We start from the raw sequence: 18,848 nt of genomic DNA, 5'->3' as shown, positions 1-18,848 counted from the left end.
TTTATAGGTCGTCGTCTTCGACAATACCTTTTTCAGCCTTGCGGCTGGTTTCGACAATGCTGATCAGTTGGCGCAAGACACCTTCAATGCCTTCGCGGCTGACCGCAGAAATCTGCATGGGCACTCTGCCGCACACTTTTTGAAGCTCAGCCGCTTTTTGCTGACGGATTTCCGGATCAAGCGTGTCGATCTGTGAAAGTGCCACAATTTCCAGCTTCTCATCCAAGCCGCCGCCATAAGCTTCCAGCTCATTGCGGATGGTGGTGTAAGCTTTAGCGACATTTTCTTCCTGTGCAGAAACCAGATGCAGCAAAACGCGGGTGCGCTCAACATGGCCTAAGAAGCGATCACCAAGGCCAATGCCTTCACTCGCCCCTTCAATCAGACCCGGAATATCCGCAATAACAAATTCACGCGCATCCACACGGGCAACGCCTAAGTTCGGATGCAGAGTGGTGAACGGATAATCGGCAATTTTAGGCTTGGCAGCGGTAACACTTGCCAGAAAAGTTGATTTACCGGCATTTGGCAGACCAACAAGACCAGCATCCGCAATCAGTTTCAAACGCAGCCAGATGGTGCGCTCCAAACCATCCTGACCCGGATTGGCACGGCGTGGTGCCTGATTGGTCGAGGTTTTGAAATGCAGATTACCAAAACCACCATTACCGCCTTTGGCAAGGCGATAGCGCTGACCAATTTCGGTCAGATCGCAAATGAGGGTTTCATTATCTTCTTCGAAAATCTGGGTGCCAACCGGAACTTTAAGGATAATGTCATCACCCTTACCGCCGGTCATATTGCGACCCATACCGTGCATACCGGTTTTGGCGCGGAAATGCTGCATATAACGATAGTCGATCAGCGTGTTGAGGCCATCAACGACTTCTGCCCAGACATCACCGCCGCGACCGCCGTCGCCGCCATCAGGGCCGCCGAATTCCAGAAATTTCTCACGGCGAAAGGATACCGAGCCAGCGCCGCCGTTGCCGGAACGAATGTAAATCTTAGCCTGATCAAGAAATTTCATCTGTAATACCTCTTCTGTCGGCTCTGGCAATTACAGCAAAACCGCGTCTGTGCAAATAAGCAGCATGCATTCCATGCTGCAAACTGCCATTTAATTGTCTTTTGAGCGCCATTCCGGGCTGCTGAAGTCGATAAAAATCAATTCCTGATCCTGAAACTGACCTTCTATGCAAAATGACTTCTTTTCCAGCCCGTATTTTTCAAAGCCCAAATCATGGTAAATCTGTCTGGCATAGTCGTTGCTTGCCACCACTTTGGCATCCAGCACAACAACATGCTTTTCAGCATATTTAATGACGTGATCAACCAGGATGCTGCCAAGCCCCAAACCACGCGCTTGTGGCATAACATAAACGCCCCACAATGTACCACGGTGCTTTTCCGACGATCTCTCATGTACAAACACACCAGCAGTGCCCAGCAAAGTATCGCCATCAAAAGCACCATAAACCGCATTACCACCTTCATGACGGATACGATGTGCAAAAACCTCGTCGCCGTAGGCGCTTTCTTCCGCATAGCTGGAGCCAAAGGTTAGCGGCGAATGCTGCAAAGCATGAATACGCACTGCTTTATAATTTTGCACATCATTCGGACATAGAATGCGCACGGTAATCCGCTCGCGCTGTGCCTGTAATGCGTCTGCTTCTGTTGTTTTGTTTTCTTCTGTCATGTTCCCGACTTAACCTGTTTATCAATGAATATGTTGGTTTTCATGGTGTGACGGCTGATACCGTCACACCAAGTAAACACGCGTTTTATGCCTGATAACGCATCTCGATCCAGCGATCCCGATGCAGGCTGTAGCGCTCCACATCGACGGTGCCGCTGTATAAAGAATCGTCGGTTCCATACATTAAAAACGAAAAGCCGGATTTACGGATCACATTACGCGAACCTTCATTGATAGTGCGGCAAGTGATATAAAGCTCATCAATATTGGTGGCACGAAAAGCCAGATCGATCAGCGCCTGTGCGGCCTCTGTCGCATAGCCCTGCCCCCAATAAGGCTCGCCAAGCCAATAGCCGATTTCCAGCCCTTCCCCATGTTTGGAGGGATGGATGCCGCAGCTTCCCATAAACACACCGGTATCCATTTGCGTAATCGCGTAGATGCAATTGCCCATTTCGCCAGATCGCACGCGTTTTATAAAATCTTGCGCCGCCGCCACATCATATGGATGCGGCATACGGGTAAGCATTTCAGCAATACGCGGATTATTGGCGAGATGGGCAATTGCATCCACATCTTCATCATGTGGCGTTCTTAACAGCAGCCGTTCAGTAACCAGCGTCGGACATTCCAGGCCAGGGAAGTCCGTCATTTCACTATCGGCATAAGCCCGAGCTGCAACCGACAAACATTCTTCATCTAAAGGTGGTTCAGTAACCATTTCTTTCAAGCTCCAAAAACAAAAAGGGAAGATGGTGTCCCATCTTCCCTTTTCGATCTATTGGCAGCTTGCCTTTACACCGGGTCCGATGGGACGCCGGTGCTTATATTTGAGCGTACCGGCTTACTCAGCAGCTTCCGCAATCGGATTAACCGACACGAACATACGGCCGTTGGCTTTCGCGCGGAAAGACACGGAACCGTTTACGAGTGCAAAGAGGGTATGGTCTTTACCCATACCGACGTTTACGCCCGGATGCCATTTGGTGCCACGTTGACGTGCAATGATGTTGCCAGCAACAACCTGCTCGCCACCGAATTTTTTCAGGCCAAGGCGTTTGGATTCTGAATCGCGACCGTTACGCGACGAACCGCCAGCTTTTTTGTGTGCCATGGGAGTTCTCCTTTAATCCGTTACTTATTCAGCTGCTTCTGCTTTAGCTGCTGCCTTCTTAGGCGCTGCTTTAGCTTTAGCTGGCTTTGCGCCACCGGTGAGGATTTCAGAAATACGAATTGTAGTCTGTTCCTGACGATGACCGCGTGTACGCTTCGAGTTCTGACGACGACGCTTCTTAAACGCAATAACCTTGCGTGCGCGACCCTGCTCAACAACTTCAGCAGTTACAACTGCACCTTCAACAGTTGGTGCACCAATGGTGGAGCCAACCATCAAAATTTCTGTGAATTCTACTGTGTCACCGGCTTCGCCAGCAACTTTTTCGATCTTGATCAGATCATTGGCAGCAACGCGATACTGCTTACCACCAGTTTTAATGACTGCGAACATTTTTTTGCCTTTCGGTGTTCGGACCAACTCTCACGGGGTTGCCCACATGGGTTGTCTTTTTGTCAGTCGTGACATTTGAAGATTAATTTGAAAGCAATCAGAATCATAAAAAGTCTGATTTTTCCCAAACAAAACAATAGGCGCAATAAGACCTGCGCCCAAGTTAGCTGCATATAGGTTGTATTTTGCACAAGAGTCAAGAAAATTCACCTTTTCTATGCAAAATAGGTCTTGTCTAATTCGTCGTTCCCCGCTATTCAGCGAGCCACACGATATTAAAAGCGTCAGACGCTGAAATGATTGTGTATTTCAAGCGGTAAAGCGGCTTGATTTGCGGAGAGATGGCTGAGTGGTTGAAAGCACCGCACTCGAAATGCGGCATGGGGGCAACTCCATCGGGGGTTCAAATCCCTCTCTCTCCGCCAGATATCTAGTTAAAGCATATGTTTAACTACAACCAATACAATCTCAATATCACTAAACTAGGCTCCCCACTAACAGTTTCAGATGTAGAGGCTCGTTAGAGGCGCTTAACCTTTAATTGCCTTGCCGACAGTCGCCCCCAACAAATACAACGCAAACTCTAACTTTCTAATTTTTGTCCAACTATTCTCGACACCGTTAGAAACCAAAACCTCAACGTAGCTTGCAGGAAAAGCATATTCATCATCACACCATTCACGCATGGCGCTTACATAATCTACATATGTCTGCACTCGATTGTGATGATATGAACGTAAACCAAACACATTCGCAATATTTGAGTCCCAAATAGGAAAAACATCTGGGCAACAAAAATGTAGAAACTTACTCGTGCCGACGACAGAATTATTAATTGATTTCAAACAAGATATAGAATCCGTCAAACTGACACTTTTTTCGGAAACCATCGCTGATCTAATGAATTCCCTTAGCTCATGCGCTTGTTCCTTTGATGGTGGGCGCTTTAAAATTGTCGGCATCCATCCATAGGCAGCATACGCTCCAGCTATGACGTCTTCATATTTATCGAAGTTAAGTTGCTTAAATAACGCTAAAAGCGCTGGATATCCTGCCAAGTATGACTTTTGCCGTTCATCAAGCTTTATAGATTGCTGACTAAGACAGCCTAGACTTTCATTAATTAGCTCTTTTGAAAAAACCATCGTCCCCGCCTAAATTGCAGAAAGTTGTAAAATCTTTAAATAATGATTTTTGCAAATAATCGTATTTAGAAACAACCGATTCAATTCTTGGCACCCCATACAGAGCTTCCTACGCATGAGCCTCAACACATATTGAGAGATCATTCATAATATTTATCCGCATACTCATCAGCCATAGATACATGCAGTGCTCGCGTGAGAAACTATCCCATACTTACCTTTTCAAATAGCTCTCTGCAGAAATTAGTGCATACGCCTTACCCGTCTCCGTGAGGTCGAAAAATAGCTGGGAACCAATTAAGCGGGACGTCACAAGCCTCTTATCAAGAAAGCTCTTAATAACTCCCTTGTCAGGCCTTAAATATACTCTATCACTGCATTCGAACTGGGCTGGGAAGCTATCTAGAAGTCTACCTGACTTAGCACTCAGCGCAATTTCAAGATACATCTTTATTGCGGCATGATGCCTTGCACTATTTACCCCCTCTTTTTTAGGGTGGCTCTGCCACCAAGCAATTTCCAAGGGTTTGTCCTTCGGCTTAACAATGGTTATCGGCTTACTACTACCGTCATAAAACCTTTCTGAAAGCTTAGTAATGTCACGATTAGACAAATCAACTCTCATAAGACCACCTCCATCGTCCTCCACCAATGTAGACACTTCTGCACAAAAAATCGCGCTATTCAAAACTTAAATAATCACCTCACTTAATAACGAGTCGTTTATATTTATAACGTGATCAGCCAAATGCATAATATCAACTTAAACGATGCAGATGATACACTTTCGCTCGTCGTGCCGGCATAATCCTTGGCTCCCCATGCGGGGCATCCTACGCGTGATCTTCAATCATTACCGGAGATCACATGGCAACGATACGCAAACTCAGAGGACGTTGGCAAGCACAGGTGCGCAGACGAGGTATCAAACCACGCTGTAAATCATTCGACAGTAAATCAGAAGCCGAGAAATGGGCACGTGAACTGGAAACCCAAGTTGACAAGTTCGGCGCGGCACCTGATACGCGCATTCTCGATAGCACCACACTCGGCGAATTAATGAAGCGATACGCCGAAGAGGTATCACCGATCAAACGAGGTGCCATTCAAGAAATACAGCGCCTTGGCGTGCTTCAACGTCATGATCTCGCTTACCGGACGCTAGTCGGTCTGTCGCAGCAAGACATTGCATCATTCCGTGATGAACGCCTCCGGACAGTCAAACCCGCTACAGCCGTCCGTGAACTTGCGATTCTTAGCCACGTTCTAGATGTCGCCATGCGTGATTGGGGTTATCCCCTCGCCCAGAACGTCGTTAAGATGATCCGGCGTCCAATAATCAATAATGCTCGGTCGCGACGCCTTACTCCACCAGAAGAACAGCGCCTATTAGCCGCCTGTGATGACGGTAGAGTCGTATGCTTCCGTGCGCTGATCATTGTAGCCATTGAGACCGGGATGCGCCGTGGTGAGCTTCTGGGACTCAAATGGAGCGACATCTCGCATAATCGCCGAGTGATCTCATTAGCCCTGACCAAAAACGGAACGAGCCGAGAAGTTCCATTATCAACCCGCGCATATGAAGCGCTCATGTCACTTCACCATACCGACAGCATGGATCAATCTATGCCATTCGGCATGACGATCTCAGCATTTGAACAATCATGGCGACGTATTCTGAAGCGATCCGGTATCGTTGATCTCAAATTCCATGATCTACGTCACGAAGCTGTCAGCAGATTTTTTGAGCTTGGTCTAAACGTGATGGAGGTCAGCACAATCTCCGGGCATAAAGCATTATCAATGCTGCAGCGATACACACACTTGAGCGCTGACAGCCTCGTCTCACGTTTAGGGTAGTTCAATCTACCCTCACGAGTTTTCAGACGACTATACGAATTCACGAAGTCCTAGAAAAATCCGGATTTATTTTAGGGGATGGTTTCTGGTGCCATAGCAATCCGGAAACGTAAGCACCGCTCCTGAGCTGCAACTTATCTTTCCATTGTGTAAACTTAGAGGTGCGAAAGTAGCTCAAGAGTGGGCTAAAGCTTTACAAACTGGCACGGTTATAGCCCATGAGCTTCTTATATGGAATAAGAAGAATGTTGTCGCTATCTTGTCCGTAAGTTTACAGAAAAAGCTCCAAACCTGATTTTTGAACAGAAATCACCTAAACTCACGCACACATTTTTAAGAAACAGCTAAGATTGTCCTACTCACTCATTATATACGTCTGCTTGGGTAGTGCTTTCTTATTTTCTTTTTTACTAACCACCTCTTTCAAACGTAAGATCATACATTACAAATTGAGCTTTCTTGTTACTGCGGAATAGAGCTATCCCCCCTCCCTTGAAACTTAAGCATAAAGCCTTGGCAGATTAGCCAAAGTCAAAACATAATCATGAATCGACCGTTTCAAGGGAGGGAGGATAATATGTAAATCTGCGTCTACAGAGAGCTAAAGCAACTAGCGTCAATCACGCGGAAGGCGGATGCCATTTACCTTCCATAATGCCGTATCCGAGATACTTTCGTATCTCCATCGGTTAGCAACAGCACTTAGTGCTGCCGCTGCATTTTCTATGAGCATACGTCTCAACTCATAGAAAATATCGGGATGTGGTCCACGCTATAAAAGCGACCACACAGAGCCCGAATCTTTTAATGTCCTTTTGTGCTGAGCACGGGCGACAGAGCCTATAAGCTGTCCATGAATTTACACACGGGGTCGCATTAAGGGCTTTATTCCTTCCATGTCTCGAACCATGACGTTGCTACCTCAACAAAGGATAGCTTGGACGTTAATAGCGTGACTTGGGGATACGACCCAGAGCCTTCGAGATATTCATCTTATGAATGATTGAAATCCAGAAGAAGGGCAAAAACGGTGCCACATATTATTATAGCAGTTTTGTCACCGGACACCGGACACCGGATTATTTTGCACGATTTCTTAACATTCGTCCAAAATTTAAGTTGTTAATCTGCTTAAACTTAAAGACTCCATAAATGCTCACCGGCAAGTAAAATCTTCCGGCACAGCAAACCCTCGCGGAACCTCAGTAAGCGCTCCAGTGACTCGCTATGCCTCAACCAGAGGCGCTCTCGGTCGCAAGATTATCCTTTCTGTGCATGCGGGACATTCCGGGGTAAATCGAGTGATTTCAGTCCCGCACTACAAGCGAACTAGCCGTTTCCCAAAGCAAGCATGTGCATCATTCAATGAGGCGCTGGTCGTTTAATATTGTTGGCTCAAACTACACATTGACCGAAAACGCCATAGAGAGTCACCTGCACGCACTGCCTTCCGGACAGCACTTCTATCAAGCCGCACAAAGGAATGAGTCAGCAAGCCGCTACAAGTCAAATAACAGTATCCTGTTACGCAACATCCTTCAGTGCTCTAACTAACGTGCGTGGATGCAAATTATAGCGCTCGGCGAGCGCCTCCACAGAAGCAGAACCATCCTTAAGAGCAATACGGGCACTCCGGAGCTGTGTAGCTGTCATGGCAGGCTTACGCCCGATCCTTTGTCCTCGTGCACGGGCAGCTTCCATTCCGGCTTTGGTGCGCTCACTGATCAATGACCGTTCAAACTCTGCCATCGCAGCAAGCAGGTGAAACAGCAGCCGTCCACCGGATGAGGACGTATCGATGGCTTCACTTAAGGAATGAAACTCCACCTCGCGCTCACCCAATTCAGATATCAGCCGAACCAGATCAACCAATGACCGCCCAAGACGATCTAACCGCCATACAACCAGCATATCTCCGGCTTGTAACGCTTTTAGCACCTTGCTGAGGCCTTCCCGTTCAAATTCAGCACCGGATACGCCCTGATCGGTATAAACCTTCGTGCACCCTGCGGCCTTCAACGCACTGAGCTGTAGATCAAGGTTTTGGTCGCTGGTCGAAACACGGGCATATCCTATTTTCTTCATCTTACTCATTCCGGATAACTAGCAATAAATATTCAGCTATTCCTTGATGAAGATACCCGTTCCCCTCTTGACGAAAAGGAACCCTTTCGTGCGGCATGGGTTTAGTTGTTGACCGTTTAAGCCTGCCTATCAAAATCAAGGACTTCCTGTCATTTGAAAATAGCTATTCAAGCAGTAGGAGAAGGGTTCCCTTTTGTGCAGCGTATTTTTGCTTAGGGAGCCCAAAATCCAATGTCCCGTTTTATGCTTACAGCTGTCGTTCCAGCACTTTTTTTGAGTATCACACCGGCATCGGCTGACGCTTTAGACACCTCATTCAAGCTCGCACTCTATCCGTATGCAGTTTTAAAACGAGCAGCGGTCATCTGTAACAAACCGATCAGTGAGTATATTGATTACAAAACACGCGTGATGGAAATCCTCGGCAAAATTCCTAATGCCAATTTAAGAGCCGCTGATCGTGATTTGGAAGAGCATTATGAAAGCGAAGCGCGGTATGATTTAGAATGCACAGATGTCTTACTTGATCTCTACCAGCAGACAAAAAGCAGCAATGCAGAACGGTCGTTGAAATCACTCAATGATGCAGTGAACAGAAAACTGCGGAATTAGCCGTAGATCAATCTACGATTAAATATGCTTATTTGTTTCCAGTGCATTTGAGAGGCATCACGCTTTCGCATGGGTTCTCTGTAGCTTTGCGCCCCTTCACCAAAAGCGTATGACCAAGAACCATTGGCAAAGGTCTTTATATTTCAATAAATGTTGGCAGCCCAGCCACAGGCATTGACAGATCTTAGCATGATTAGATGCCAATCACGATAGATATCCTATCCACAGGTGATCTGTCGGGACTAAATATTTTTATATTTTAATTTGAACCAAGACCACATTTTAAAATGTGAAGTAATTGCTGCAATTAAAGCCTGTGAAATATTATTCGATTTATGATTTTTCTTACAGCAACATGATCAGCTCACCAATTAGAAAGCGCAGCCATTGGTGGCACGTCATTAGGGGCGGCTCCTTATATTCTGATGAGTGAACTATAGAGGTTCACGCCCCAAAGAGACCAAAACCTGCACCTCTCTTTCTCAAAATTTACACTACAAATATCATCGATCCGGTTTGCAAAGTATTTTTTCTTAAACATGTCTGCGCCGGGAGCAGATTTAAAGACTGCGACCTATTTCATTCAGGACACGGATCAATGGTATGGCAAGCTGCCAGCTATTATTGAGACGCAGAAATTTGCAAATTAATCACACTTAGGACGCTGCGCTGTTACACCTGCAATTTCTTTATTGTAAGCACACTCTGTTAAATTTACTTATAAAACGCCTTAGCCATCATATTAAACTTCTAGACTTCATGCCTTAAATTTCCGCTCACTAAATTATATAGTCAACCTTTAATAAGCTGGCCGAATCGGAGAAAATGATGAAGGATAATCCAGTTATTAAAATGGATTATCCTATATGAATGAAGAGTTGTTTTTAAAAATACTAAATGAGGTGAGAGAGATTCTTGATGCCGACGTAAAAGCATCGGCTGCAAATCATAAACCAGCAGCATTTGAAAATTTTGCAAGAATCACCTTTGCAAACGTGCTGCATAGTTACGATCTTGAAAATGCTATGGAGAAAATTGATCAAGGCTTCCCCGATATTGTCATCGGAAAATTTGGAGCAGAAATCAAAGCGACAGAAAGTAATAACTGGCGCTGCGTAGCGAATTCAGTATCAGAAGGTCGTCGCGCATTAGACGTTGAAAAAATTTATGTAATTTATGGGAAGATGGGCGGAATACCCGAAGTTAGGACAGCCGATTATGGCGCATCCATTTGTCATGTAAGAACATCTCATGTTCCACGCTTTGAAATTAATCTAGACCCCAATAATGAACGCCATCTATTTGATACGATAGGTATTACCTATGATCAATTCCGCCATCTAGATATGCATGAAAAGATGGAACACGTTCGAACTTACGCCCGTGCCCGCCTTAAACCAGGCGAACGGCTTTGGTGGTTAGAGGATAATGAAGTCGACGATCAACAACAATCCATGTCTCTAGCCGTTAAAGTTTACATGGATCTTGAGGATAAAGATAAAATCAAACTTCGTGCAGAAGCAGCTCTTATGTGCCCCCAGATTGTAGCGCATAGCCGGAAGTATAAGCGTAAATATACAGATCCTGTCGTCTATATGATGGCTTATCGCGGAGTTCTCTGTCCTCAAGCTAGAGATCTTTTTAGTGCAGGTAGTGTTGCCGGAAAGGTGCGAGGGGGTAAATATGTCCAGCATGCGCTCAAATCGATTGAGGAAGCAATGCGCACTGCCGCATTCGAATTAGAGGAGGCACTATTCAAGGAATACTGGGAAACAAATGACATTCCTCGCCCGGAAAAACGTATTTTACGCTGGCTTGAAATGGCCGATGATTATGCAGAAAAATATTATGATGGATGGAAACCATCTGATTATCTCTTTTTAGAGGAACAAGCTAAAAATGCATCATTGAAGTGACACACATACCACGTTACAAGGAGGATATTCGCCAACAAATTAACACAGACAAAGGGCTTAATTCATGAGAAAATATAAAGTCGTTTCGATGTTTAGCGGTTGTGGCGGTATGGATTTAGGTTTCCTCGGCGGTTTTAATAGCCTCGGTGTCGCTTATAAAAAACGGCCATTCGAAATCATATGGGCGAATGATCTCAACGCATATGCTTGTGCAACCTATAAGCACAACCTTCAACATAATATTCACATAGGAAATATCTGGGATCACATCGATAGCATGCCAAGCACGTGTGATGTATTGATTGGTGGCTTTCCATGTCAAGATATATCAATCAATGGAAAACGCGCTGGAGTTGCAGGTGCAAGATCTGGTCTCTACCGGGCAATGGTAGAAGCCGTTGATAACATGAAGCCAAAGATGTTCATAGCCGAGAATGTCCGCGGATTATTGTTTAAATACAATAAAGATTCCCTAGAAAAAGTAATTTCAGACTTTTCAAGCCTTGGCTATAAAGTATCATATAGACTATATAATGCCGCGAATTTTGGCATCCCCCAAGGAAGAGAACGGGTTCTGATAGTCGGTGTTCTTGATGATGTGATAGAATTCGATCCACCAAAAGAGACATTCACTAAAGATCAGTGGATTTCATCAAAATCGGCTATTGATGATCTATGTCAATTAGATATTGATCCAGAATTCAGTCACATTTGGTCTTTAGCTGCGAAAACCACTGACCAAGGAGCTCGGGTTCTTGATCCAAATAAACCCGCTCCTACAGTCCGGGCGGAATGTCATGGAAATAATCCTTTCCATTACAGTTTACCTCGACGCGTTTCAATGCGTGAAAGTGCTCGCTTTCAATCTTTTCCAGATAGCTTTATTTTTAAAGCCAGATTACGAGAAACCGAAAGAATGATCGGGAACGCTGTTCCTCCTGTATTAGCTTGGCACTTATCCGGCGCAGTTGAGACAACTTTATCGAAAATCGAAGCCGCCTTAAAGGACAAGGAAGATAACTCCCCTTTCAATGCTATTGCCGCTGAGTAAGGTAATCAGTCGCCTTTTTATTCCTGCAGTCTATTTAACTTGAGATCTAATCGAATTTTATCAACCTATTTTGTTGTCCCCGCACTCGAAATGCGGCATGGGGGCAACTCCATCGGGGGTTCAAATCCCTCTCTCTCCGCCAGATATTTATCAAAAACAATCAATATAGATATTAGCAGCTTCACATTTTGAATGTGCCACGCTTTGCCGCCCCACAAGCAAAAGACATATTATGCTTTTTTTGAAGAGCAATATGAATATCCGCCAACAATCACACCTTATAAAATTTCACAAATCAAAAACTATTCCATTTTAATCAAGTAATAACTTTATAAAACCCGATTATATTCGGACAACTTAATATAAAAGATAAATTTCAAGACTTAAAACAATACACAAACAGCATAATTATTGCCTTGTCTCAGATGTAAGCGTACTCTCACGAAACAACATCACAGCCAAGGATCAGCCTCATGCCAAACTCCACGGTAACACAAGCCTCAGTTCTTACACGCAGAGGTTTTTTATTAGCGACTGCGGCAACCTCCGTGCTCTCACTGGCGCCGCTGCCGGCATGGGCACTCACATCCGGCTTTGATGTCAATGCATTCCTTGCCCTTTCTGAAAAGGAAACGAGACAAACCGGCCTATCTAAAGATGACGCGGCCGCAATGCTGAAAATCTATTCCGACCTCGGCAAAGAAAAAGCGCTTGCTGATTTGGCAAGCGGCCAAAAAAATCAGGATTTAGCCAACTCCCTTGTAACGGCTTGGTATACGGGCGAATCCCCTACCCCGGAGGATTTGCAGGTTTTGGATTATACCGACACACTCATCTGGCAAGCGATGGATTACACCAAGCCGATGGGCTATTGCGGCGGTGCCGTAGGCTATTGGGCTGAACCGCCCGAAGCATGATTTGCAGATCACTCATTCAAATCCCGCCAATCAAGAAGCAAGGATTTCCCCAATGACCCAAGATATTTCGGTTGATATTCTGATCATCGGGAGTGGCATTGCCGGCGCACTTGCCGGTGCAAAACTGGCGCAAAAAGGCCTCAAAGTTGCCTTTCTGGAAAGTGGCAAACGCGTCGACCGTTCCGATGCTGTTGAAACATTCTGGAATGCAACCATCAAGGTTCCTGAATCCGCTTATCCGAACGACCCTACCGCACCGCATCCATTAACCCACAGGATCGGTGATTATTATCAGCAGATGGGGCCGGAAAATTTCAAGTCCACCTATATCAAAGTGGTGGGAGGAACGACTTGGCATTGGCTGGGCACCACACTGCGGAATGTGCCGGCTGACTTTAAAATGAAATCTCTTTATGGCCATGCGGTAGACTGGCCGTTCGATTATGCGGCACTTGAACCATTTTATCTGGCAGCTGAGCAAGAAATCGGTGTTTCCGGTGACAGTGACGATGATCTCGGCTCACCGAGATCCGGCAGTTTTCCAATGCCGATGATCCCGCAAACCTATTTAGATAAATATTTCACCAAAGCGCTGGAGGGGTCAAAATATCAAGTCCGCTCCACCCCGCAGGGCCGGAACTCTGTCACGAAAAACGACCGTCCGGAATGCTGTGGCAACGGTTCTTGCATTCCCGTTTGTCCGGTTCAGGCGAAATATGATGCTACAATTCATCTCGATCAAGCCGAAGCCGCAGGTGCTATTATTTATGAACAAACCACTGCGACACGCTTAAACCTCGCCAAAGACGGCCAGATTGCCTCAGTTGATTTCCGCCGTGCTGACGGCAGCACCGGCACGGCAAAAGGCAAAGTAGTGGTGGTCGCCGCCCATGCAATCGAAACGCCGCGCTTATTATTAAATTCTGCGCAGGAGGGAGCAGCAAATGGCATTGCTAACAGCTCCGACCAAGTCGGCCGTAATCTGATGGATCACCCCAGCAAACTAAGCTGGGCTGAAACACCGGAACCGGTCTGGCCTTATCGTGGTCCGCTTTCCACTTCAGGAATAGAAAATCTTCGTGATGGTGATTTTCGCAAAAACTACGCCGCTTTCCGGATAGAAATCGGCAATGACGGTCACAATTGGCCGACAGGTGCACCATTATCGACAGCTGCTGAATTAATAAGCCAAGGCTTGCGCGGAACTGAGCTGGATGCTGCCATCAAAAATAAAACCTCTCGACAAATCCGCCTCGCTTCCCTTGTGGAGCAATCCCCCGAAGCCAGTAACCGGGTCACACTTGATCCGGATAAACGCGATGCCAATGGCGTGCCGCTGCCGCGCATTCATTATGATTATTCCGACTATACACGTGCAGGATTGGACGCTGCAGAAAAAGCACATAATGAAGTGTTTGCCGCCCTCAAAGCAACAAATGTCAATCATGCCAAGGACATCAAAGGATCTGGACATGTTATTGGCACAGTGCGTATGGGCACAGATGCTGCAAGTGCGGTTGTGGATGCGGATCTGCGTAGCTTTAATCATCGCAATTTATTTTTATTAGGTTCTGGAACTTTCCCAACCTCAGCGACCGCAAACCCGACCCTTACAATTGCAGCTTTATCACTGCGGGCAGTTAATGCCATTGCCGCAACAGTGAAATAATCGTGGTGTCTTTTGGCGGCCTTCCTGCCAGACATCATCAAAATCTGCTTGCTTATAATAAAAATAGGCGATCGATAAAAATCGGTCGCCTATAAAGATTTAAGTGAAAAGCTGTTCTTTTATCTCTTCAAAAATTTCTCATTCGCATTGGTCGCCCACCCCAATGACAGTACCAATACCAGAATAACAATCATATTGAAGAAGAAGCGATCATAGGGCATCGGGAAGTAAACAAACTTACCCAGCATTCCGATAACCATGGCAAATGCTATACCGTTCAATCTGGTGATTTGTGTTTTCATTCCCGCTTTTGCCATTCCAACCCACGCAACCAGTGATACCAGCAGCATGGATGGCCAACTTTCCAGATACAGCGCCAGTAAAACACCTCGAATATATGCTTTGATAAGCAGAATGATTGAAAAATCCGGTTTGAAGCCGGTTAGTGAAGGCTGCATTTCAATACAAGTGAAATAGAGATGAGCCCACCAGCCGATATGACCGGCTGATTTCGAAATATAAAGACCAGCAATCACCGAGACTACGAAAGCGACCAATAGCGGCAGTTTACGCCAGCCGAAGAGCACTGCCGCAATCAATAGTGCGAAAGTCATAATGATATTATCAGGCCGGATCGTAAAGGCCAGCACCAGCAAAAGCGCTGCGAGCCAATCGCGTTCACGTATAAATGCAGCAATTGCAGCAAAAGATAATGCAGCTAAAACAATATCAGGAAATACCGCAGACGTCATAGGCCCATAGCCTGCAAGCAGCAGTGCCGGTGCAACCAATAATCCTGCCTGAAGCGCATTATAATAAGCAAGGAGCCCAAGAATAATGACACCGACGACAATAGCCGCGGTTATACTGATCAAGTGCCCACCCAACACCAAACCTGTATATGGCTCGATCAACCGCAATAGCTGCACATAACCTGCTTTAACATTATACATCGGTAGTTGTGACGCAAAATTCTCAGGGCTTTCCCATTGCGACTGTCGATAATTTCCACCATTTTGAAGCGCATTTAGCTCATGTTCGTCCGTCACTGCGCTGACTTGACGCCATGTTTCTGTATGAAGTGCAACAGGATCAGGGTATCGGTTCTCAAGAGCAGTTGCTATGTAGGGGATCATATCCCAATTATTATCCGGCTTGGTTACAGAGTAGATCACTGTCGTAGCCATCGCTACCAAAATAGCCAAAGCCCCAGCGATCTTAGAAAGCCGATGCACGAGTTCGTTTGACCACATACCCTCCTGCAAGCGAAGAACCGTATCAATCAGTCGTTCATTTCTATGCATGCCTCGATAGCCCCCACGCTCATCACTGTCTTCGTCTCTCTATCACTTCCCGATGCATTTTCCAGTGAAAAGATGAATGCACCACTCCTCTTTCTTCTCCCGTTATTTGAAAATTTGCAGTAGAAGCAATTTCAGTACGATATTCATTAGCAGCACCGCTTGTTAAACTTTAGTATGAGTTAAATTCAAAAGAGCTTATCTTCAATGCAACCAATACAAGCTCTTCAAACCATATCTTTTGCCTAGATAAATTGCATGAAAGCCTGTAAAGGATTTAACAATTCGTGTTGGGGGACATTGATGTGGTAGAAAGCCAGCCTTTTAAAACAGGCGTACCTTTGGTCGTTGATCTGGATGGCACCCTGATTGCTTCCGACCTGCTTTGGGAAAGCCTTTTTGCGCTATTGAGCAAAAACATATTTTATATTTTTGTTCTTCCCTTCTGGCTTATTAAAGGCAAAGCTTTCTTAAAAACCGCTATTGCCGAACGGGTTACACTGGAGGCTGCATCCCTCCCTTATCGTCAAGATTTTTTGAACTTCCTGCTGGATCAACATCAAGCAGGGCACAAACTCGTATTGGCTACAGCGTCCGCACAAAAGTTTGCGCTGGCTGTGGCTGAACATCTGGGTATTTTTGATAAGGTTTTTGCCACCGACATCCACAATAACGTGTCATCCCATCGTAAGGCAGCGCTATTAGTCAAACATTATGGCGATAAAGGCTTTGATTACGCAGGCAACAGTCGTGATGATCTGGCCGTTTTTGCAGTTTCAAATCAAGTAATTATCGTAGCGCCAGACAGAGCAGCCGCCCGCTATCAAAAGAAACATCAGGCCAGATTATTTCCGGCTCCGACAGTGTCTGTGATGACATTCCTGAAGATGCTCAGAGTGCATCAATGGTTGAAAAATATTCTGATCTTTGTGCCGGTCATTCTGGCACATGAGCTTCTTAACGGCCCTTTTTTTATAGCCAGCATCGCGGCTTTTTTAGCATTTTCTGCAGCCGCATCGGCCATTTATATTATCAATGATCTGCTCGACCTGCCATCAGACCGCAAACATCTGAAAAAGCGTAACCGCCCTTTAGCAAGTGGCGCCATTTCCATTCCTTGCGGCCTCATCACCTCAACAATTCTCCTTTTTATTGCGGCGATTACCTGCTTTTCCCTGCCACTGGAATTTGCAGCCGTTCTTGGGATTTATGTTCTGACAACATTTGCCTATTCCTTATTTATCAAACGCAAAATGCTGGTAGATGTTATATGTCTGGCAGGACTTTACAGCCTGCGCCTGCTGGGCGGCATGGCTGCAACCGGTATTGAGCAATCATTCTGGTTAATGACATTCTCCATGTTCTTCTTCATGTCTTTGGCACTGGTGAAACGCTATGTTGAACTCGCCAACTCAACCTTGATGGTCAAAGACAAACTGGCAGGCCGCGGCTATCGTCCTGAAGACCGCGATATTGTCGGCCAAAGTGGTGTTGCATCCGCCTTTACCGCGGCTTTGGTTCTTGCTCTTTACATGAATAATGACAGTATTCTGATTAATTATCAGCACCCATGGATTCTATGGCCTCTTGGCCCTATCGTGCTTTATCTTAACGTCCGCATCTGGATTCTGGCACACCGTGGTGAAATGGATGAGGACCCGGTCGTCTTTCTCGCCACCGACTGGCGCAGCCAGCTTGTTATTTCTATCGGTGTCATTTGCTTCCTCATTGCTGGGATGCCCTAATGAAACAAGACTTCAACAGTTTTGGACGCATTCACCGACAAAAGCGAAATTCTTTACCATTTGAACGCTTTAACATGTCGCCTGAAACAATGGGCGGCAATGATGGAGGCCTGTTGCCCTTCGGCAATGGGCGCTCCTACGGTGACAGTTGCCATAATGATCAGGGATTACTGATTGCGATGCGCGATCATGCACGCATCATCGACTTTGACCACAACAATGGCATTTTAGAAGCTGCAAGCGGCATAACGCTGGAAGAAATCATACCTGCCATCGCGCCATCCGGTTTTTTTCTGGCTGTCACGCCGGGTACAAAATTCGTCACGCTTGGTGGCGCTATCGCCAATGATGTGCACGGCAAAAACCATCACTTGCGTGGCACATTCGGCTGCCATGTTGAAAGCCTTCAACTGTTGCGCTCTGATGGTCAGATTTATCTATGTTCATCTTCAGAAAACGAAGCTCTTTTTCGTGCAACCATTGGCGGCATGGGACTGACAGGTATCATTATTTCTGCTCGTATCCGGCTGATGAAAACCGGCTCTCTGGACATTATTGAAAAGATCACCCCTTTTAATAATTTGGAGCATTATTTTGACATTGCTGAAGCCAATGATGCTGAAAATGAATATGCGGTGGCATGGCTTGATCAGCTGGCTAGCGGTAAAAAAACCGGCCGCGGTGTCTTGATTGCCGGCAACCATGCAGACAATGGCAATTTTACTGTCAAAAAACGTGGATTTTTACCATCCGTCCCGTTTGAAATGCCGTTTTCCATGCTGAACTGTTTCAGCCTGACAGCTTTTAACTATGCTTATTTCAAAGCTAAAAGTGGCAACAGTGCTCCGCATTTAACCGGCATGGATAGTTTTTTCTATCCGCTTGATGGCGTAAAACACTGGAATCGGCTTTACGGGCGCGCTGGTCTGTTTCAGCATCAAAGCGTAATTCCTTTTGAAACAGCGCGCAAAGGCATCGCCTCTTTATTGCAGGCGGCCAGTGAAGCTGGTCAGGCCTCCTTTCTGACTGTGCTCAAGCGGTTTGGTTCGATCTCTTCACCCGGGATTTTATCATTTCCGCGAGCAGGCTATACTTTGACGCTGGACTTTCCCAATAAGGGGATTAAAACGCTGCAATTATTAGACCGTCTGGACGCAATCACCATAGATTCCGGCGGTCGCGTTAATCCATACAAAGACCATCACATGAGTGCCGCATGCTTTGAACAAGGCTTTGCGCAATGGCAGACACTGGAAACTTTACGGGATCCGGCCTTCTGCTCTGATTTTTGGTACCGGACGGCTTTAGCCGGACATAACTAAACATGACGGCTTTAGC

General features: G+C 46.0%; 17 protein-coding genes and 1 tRNA gene. 9 read left to right on the top strand and 9 right to left on the bottom strand.

The window, feature by feature from the left end; translation table 11 throughout:
• Position 1: 1 nt before the first annotated feature.
• The 5 genes from obgE to rplU all read right to left on the bottom strand — a co-directional run bounded on the left by obgE (position 2) and on the right by rplU (position 3,209).
• The gene (gene obgE / locus ABDZ76_RS12635) at positions 2–1,030 is read right to left on the bottom strand and encodes a GTPase ObgE (protein WP_343806047.1); all 1,029 of its coding nucleotides are present in this window, start codon (positions 1,028–1,030) and stop codon (positions 2–4) included.
• 90 nt (positions 1,031–1,120) lie between these two features.
• Positions 1,121–1,702 carry a GNAT family N-acetyltransferase gene (locus tag ABDZ76_RS12630; protein WP_343806045.1) on the bottom strand — a complete coding sequence of 194 codons (582 nt, stop codon included), beginning with the start codon at positions 1,700–1,702 and terminating at the stop codon, positions 1,121–1,123.
• Between the two features lie 85 nt (positions 1,703–1,787).
• Positions 1,788–2,423 (bottom strand): GNAT family N-acetyltransferase, encoded by a 636-nt coding sequence (locus ABDZ76_RS12625; RefSeq protein WP_374844629.1) that lies wholly within the window; start codon positions 2,421–2,423, stop codon positions 1,788–1,790.
• 123 nt (positions 2,424–2,546) lie between these two features.
• A complete protein-coding gene (gene rpmA / locus ABDZ76_RS12620; protein ID WP_343806043.1) occupies positions 2,547–2,816 on the bottom strand; it encodes a 50S ribosomal protein L27 in 270 nt (89 codons plus the stop codon).
• A gap of 24 nt (positions 2,817–2,840) precedes the next feature.
• A complete protein-coding gene (gene rplU, locus ABDZ76_RS12615) occupies positions 2,841–3,209 on the bottom strand; it encodes a 50S ribosomal protein L21 (protein ID WP_184222627.1) in 369 nt (122 codons plus the stop codon).
• Positions 3,210–3,544: 335 nt separating this feature from the next.
• Between rplU and ABDZ76_RS12610 the strand changes: the two genes are divergently transcribed.
• Positions 3,545–3,634 (top strand) — tRNA-Ser (locus ABDZ76_RS12610).
• A gap of 105 nt (positions 3,635–3,739) precedes the next feature.
• Here ABDZ76_RS12610 and ABDZ76_RS12605 read toward each other — a convergent pair.
• On the bottom strand, positions 3,740–4,354 hold the full coding sequence (locus ABDZ76_RS12605) for a hypothetical protein (RefSeq protein WP_343806040.1): 615 nt from the start codon (positions 4,352–4,354) through the stop codon (positions 3,740–3,742).
• 214 nt (positions 4,355–4,568) lie between these two features.
• Complete coding sequence (locus ABDZ76_RS12600; RefSeq protein ID WP_343806038.1) at positions 4,569–4,979, bottom strand: hypothetical protein; 411 nt, start codon at positions 4,977–4,979, stop codon at positions 4,569–4,571.
• A 242-nt stretch (positions 4,980–5,221) separates the two neighbouring features.
• Between ABDZ76_RS12600 and ABDZ76_RS12595 the strand changes: the two genes are divergently transcribed.
• Positions 5,222–6,214, top strand: a complete 993-nt coding sequence (locus ABDZ76_RS12595; protein WP_343806036.1) for a site-specific integrase — start codon at positions 5,222–5,224, stop codon at positions 6,212–6,214.
• Between the two features lie 1,524 nt (positions 6,215–7,738).
• Here the strand turns inward: ABDZ76_RS12595 and ABDZ76_RS12590 are convergent.
• Positions 7,739–8,299: a recombinase family protein gene (locus tag ABDZ76_RS12590; RefSeq protein ID WP_343806034.1), complete on the bottom strand. Its 561-nt coding sequence runs from the start codon at positions 8,297–8,299 to the stop codon at positions 7,739–7,741.
• Between the two features lie 231 nt (positions 8,300–8,530).
• Between ABDZ76_RS12590 and ABDZ76_RS12585 the strand changes: the two genes are divergently transcribed.
• The 5 genes from ABDZ76_RS12585 to ABDZ76_RS12565 all read left to right on the top strand — a co-directional run bounded on the left by ABDZ76_RS12585 (position 8,531) and on the right by ABDZ76_RS12565 (position 14,464).
• A complete protein-coding gene (locus tag ABDZ76_RS12585; protein ID WP_343806032.1) occupies positions 8,531–8,911 on the top strand; it encodes a hypothetical protein in 381 nt (126 codons plus the stop codon).
• Between the two features lie 866 nt (positions 8,912–9,777).
• Positions 9,778–10,827 carry a hypothetical protein gene (locus tag ABDZ76_RS12580; protein ID WP_343806030.1) on the top strand — a complete coding sequence of 350 codons (1,050 nt, stop codon included), beginning with the start codon at positions 9,778–9,780 and terminating at the stop codon, positions 10,825–10,827.
• A 64-nt stretch (positions 10,828–10,891) separates the two neighbouring features.
• A complete protein-coding gene (locus ABDZ76_RS12575) occupies positions 10,892–11,878 on the top strand; it encodes a DNA cytosine methyltransferase (RefSeq protein WP_343806028.1) in 987 nt (328 codons plus the stop codon).
• Positions 11,879–12,351: 473 nt separating this feature from the next.
• Complete coding sequence (locus ABDZ76_RS12570) at positions 12,352–12,795, top strand: sugar dehydrogenase complex small subunit (RefSeq protein WP_343806026.1); 444 nt, start codon at positions 12,352–12,354, stop codon at positions 12,793–12,795.
• A gap of 52 nt (positions 12,796–12,847) precedes the next feature.
• Positions 12,848–14,464 (top strand): GMC family oxidoreductase, encoded by a 1,617-nt coding sequence (locus tag ABDZ76_RS12565; RefSeq protein ID WP_343806024.1) that lies wholly within the window; start codon positions 12,848–12,850, stop codon positions 14,462–14,464.
• A gap of 119 nt (positions 14,465–14,583) precedes the next feature.
• Here ABDZ76_RS12565 and ABDZ76_RS12560 read toward each other — a convergent pair whose 3' ends face one another.
• A complete protein-coding gene (locus ABDZ76_RS12560; RefSeq protein ID WP_343806022.1) occupies positions 14,584–15,768 on the bottom strand; it encodes a hypothetical protein in 1,185 nt (394 codons plus the stop codon).
• 287 nt (positions 15,769–16,055) lie between these two features.
• Here ABDZ76_RS12560 and ABDZ76_RS12555 point away from each other — a divergent pair, with 287 nt between their 5' ends.
• Positions 16,056–17,510 (top strand): UbiA family prenyltransferase, encoded by a 1,455-nt coding sequence (locus tag ABDZ76_RS12555; protein WP_343806262.1) that lies wholly within the window; start codon positions 16,056–16,058, stop codon positions 17,508–17,510.
• On the top strand, positions 17,510–18,832 hold the full coding sequence (locus tag ABDZ76_RS12550; RefSeq protein ID WP_343806020.1) for an FAD-binding oxidoreductase: 1,323 nt from the start codon (positions 17,510–17,512) through the stop codon (positions 18,830–18,832). Before ABDZ76_RS12555 ends, ABDZ76_RS12550 begins: the two co-directional genes overlap by 1 nt.
• Positions 18,833–18,848 lie beyond the last annotated feature (16 nt).

Source organism: Paenochrobactrum glaciei (genome assembly GCF_039522165.1).
Taxonomy (GTDB): Bacteria; Pseudomonadota; Alphaproteobacteria; order Rhizobiales; family Rhizobiaceae; genus Paenochrobactrum; species Paenochrobactrum glaciei.
This window is presented reverse-complemented; position numbering and strand designations above follow the sequence as displayed.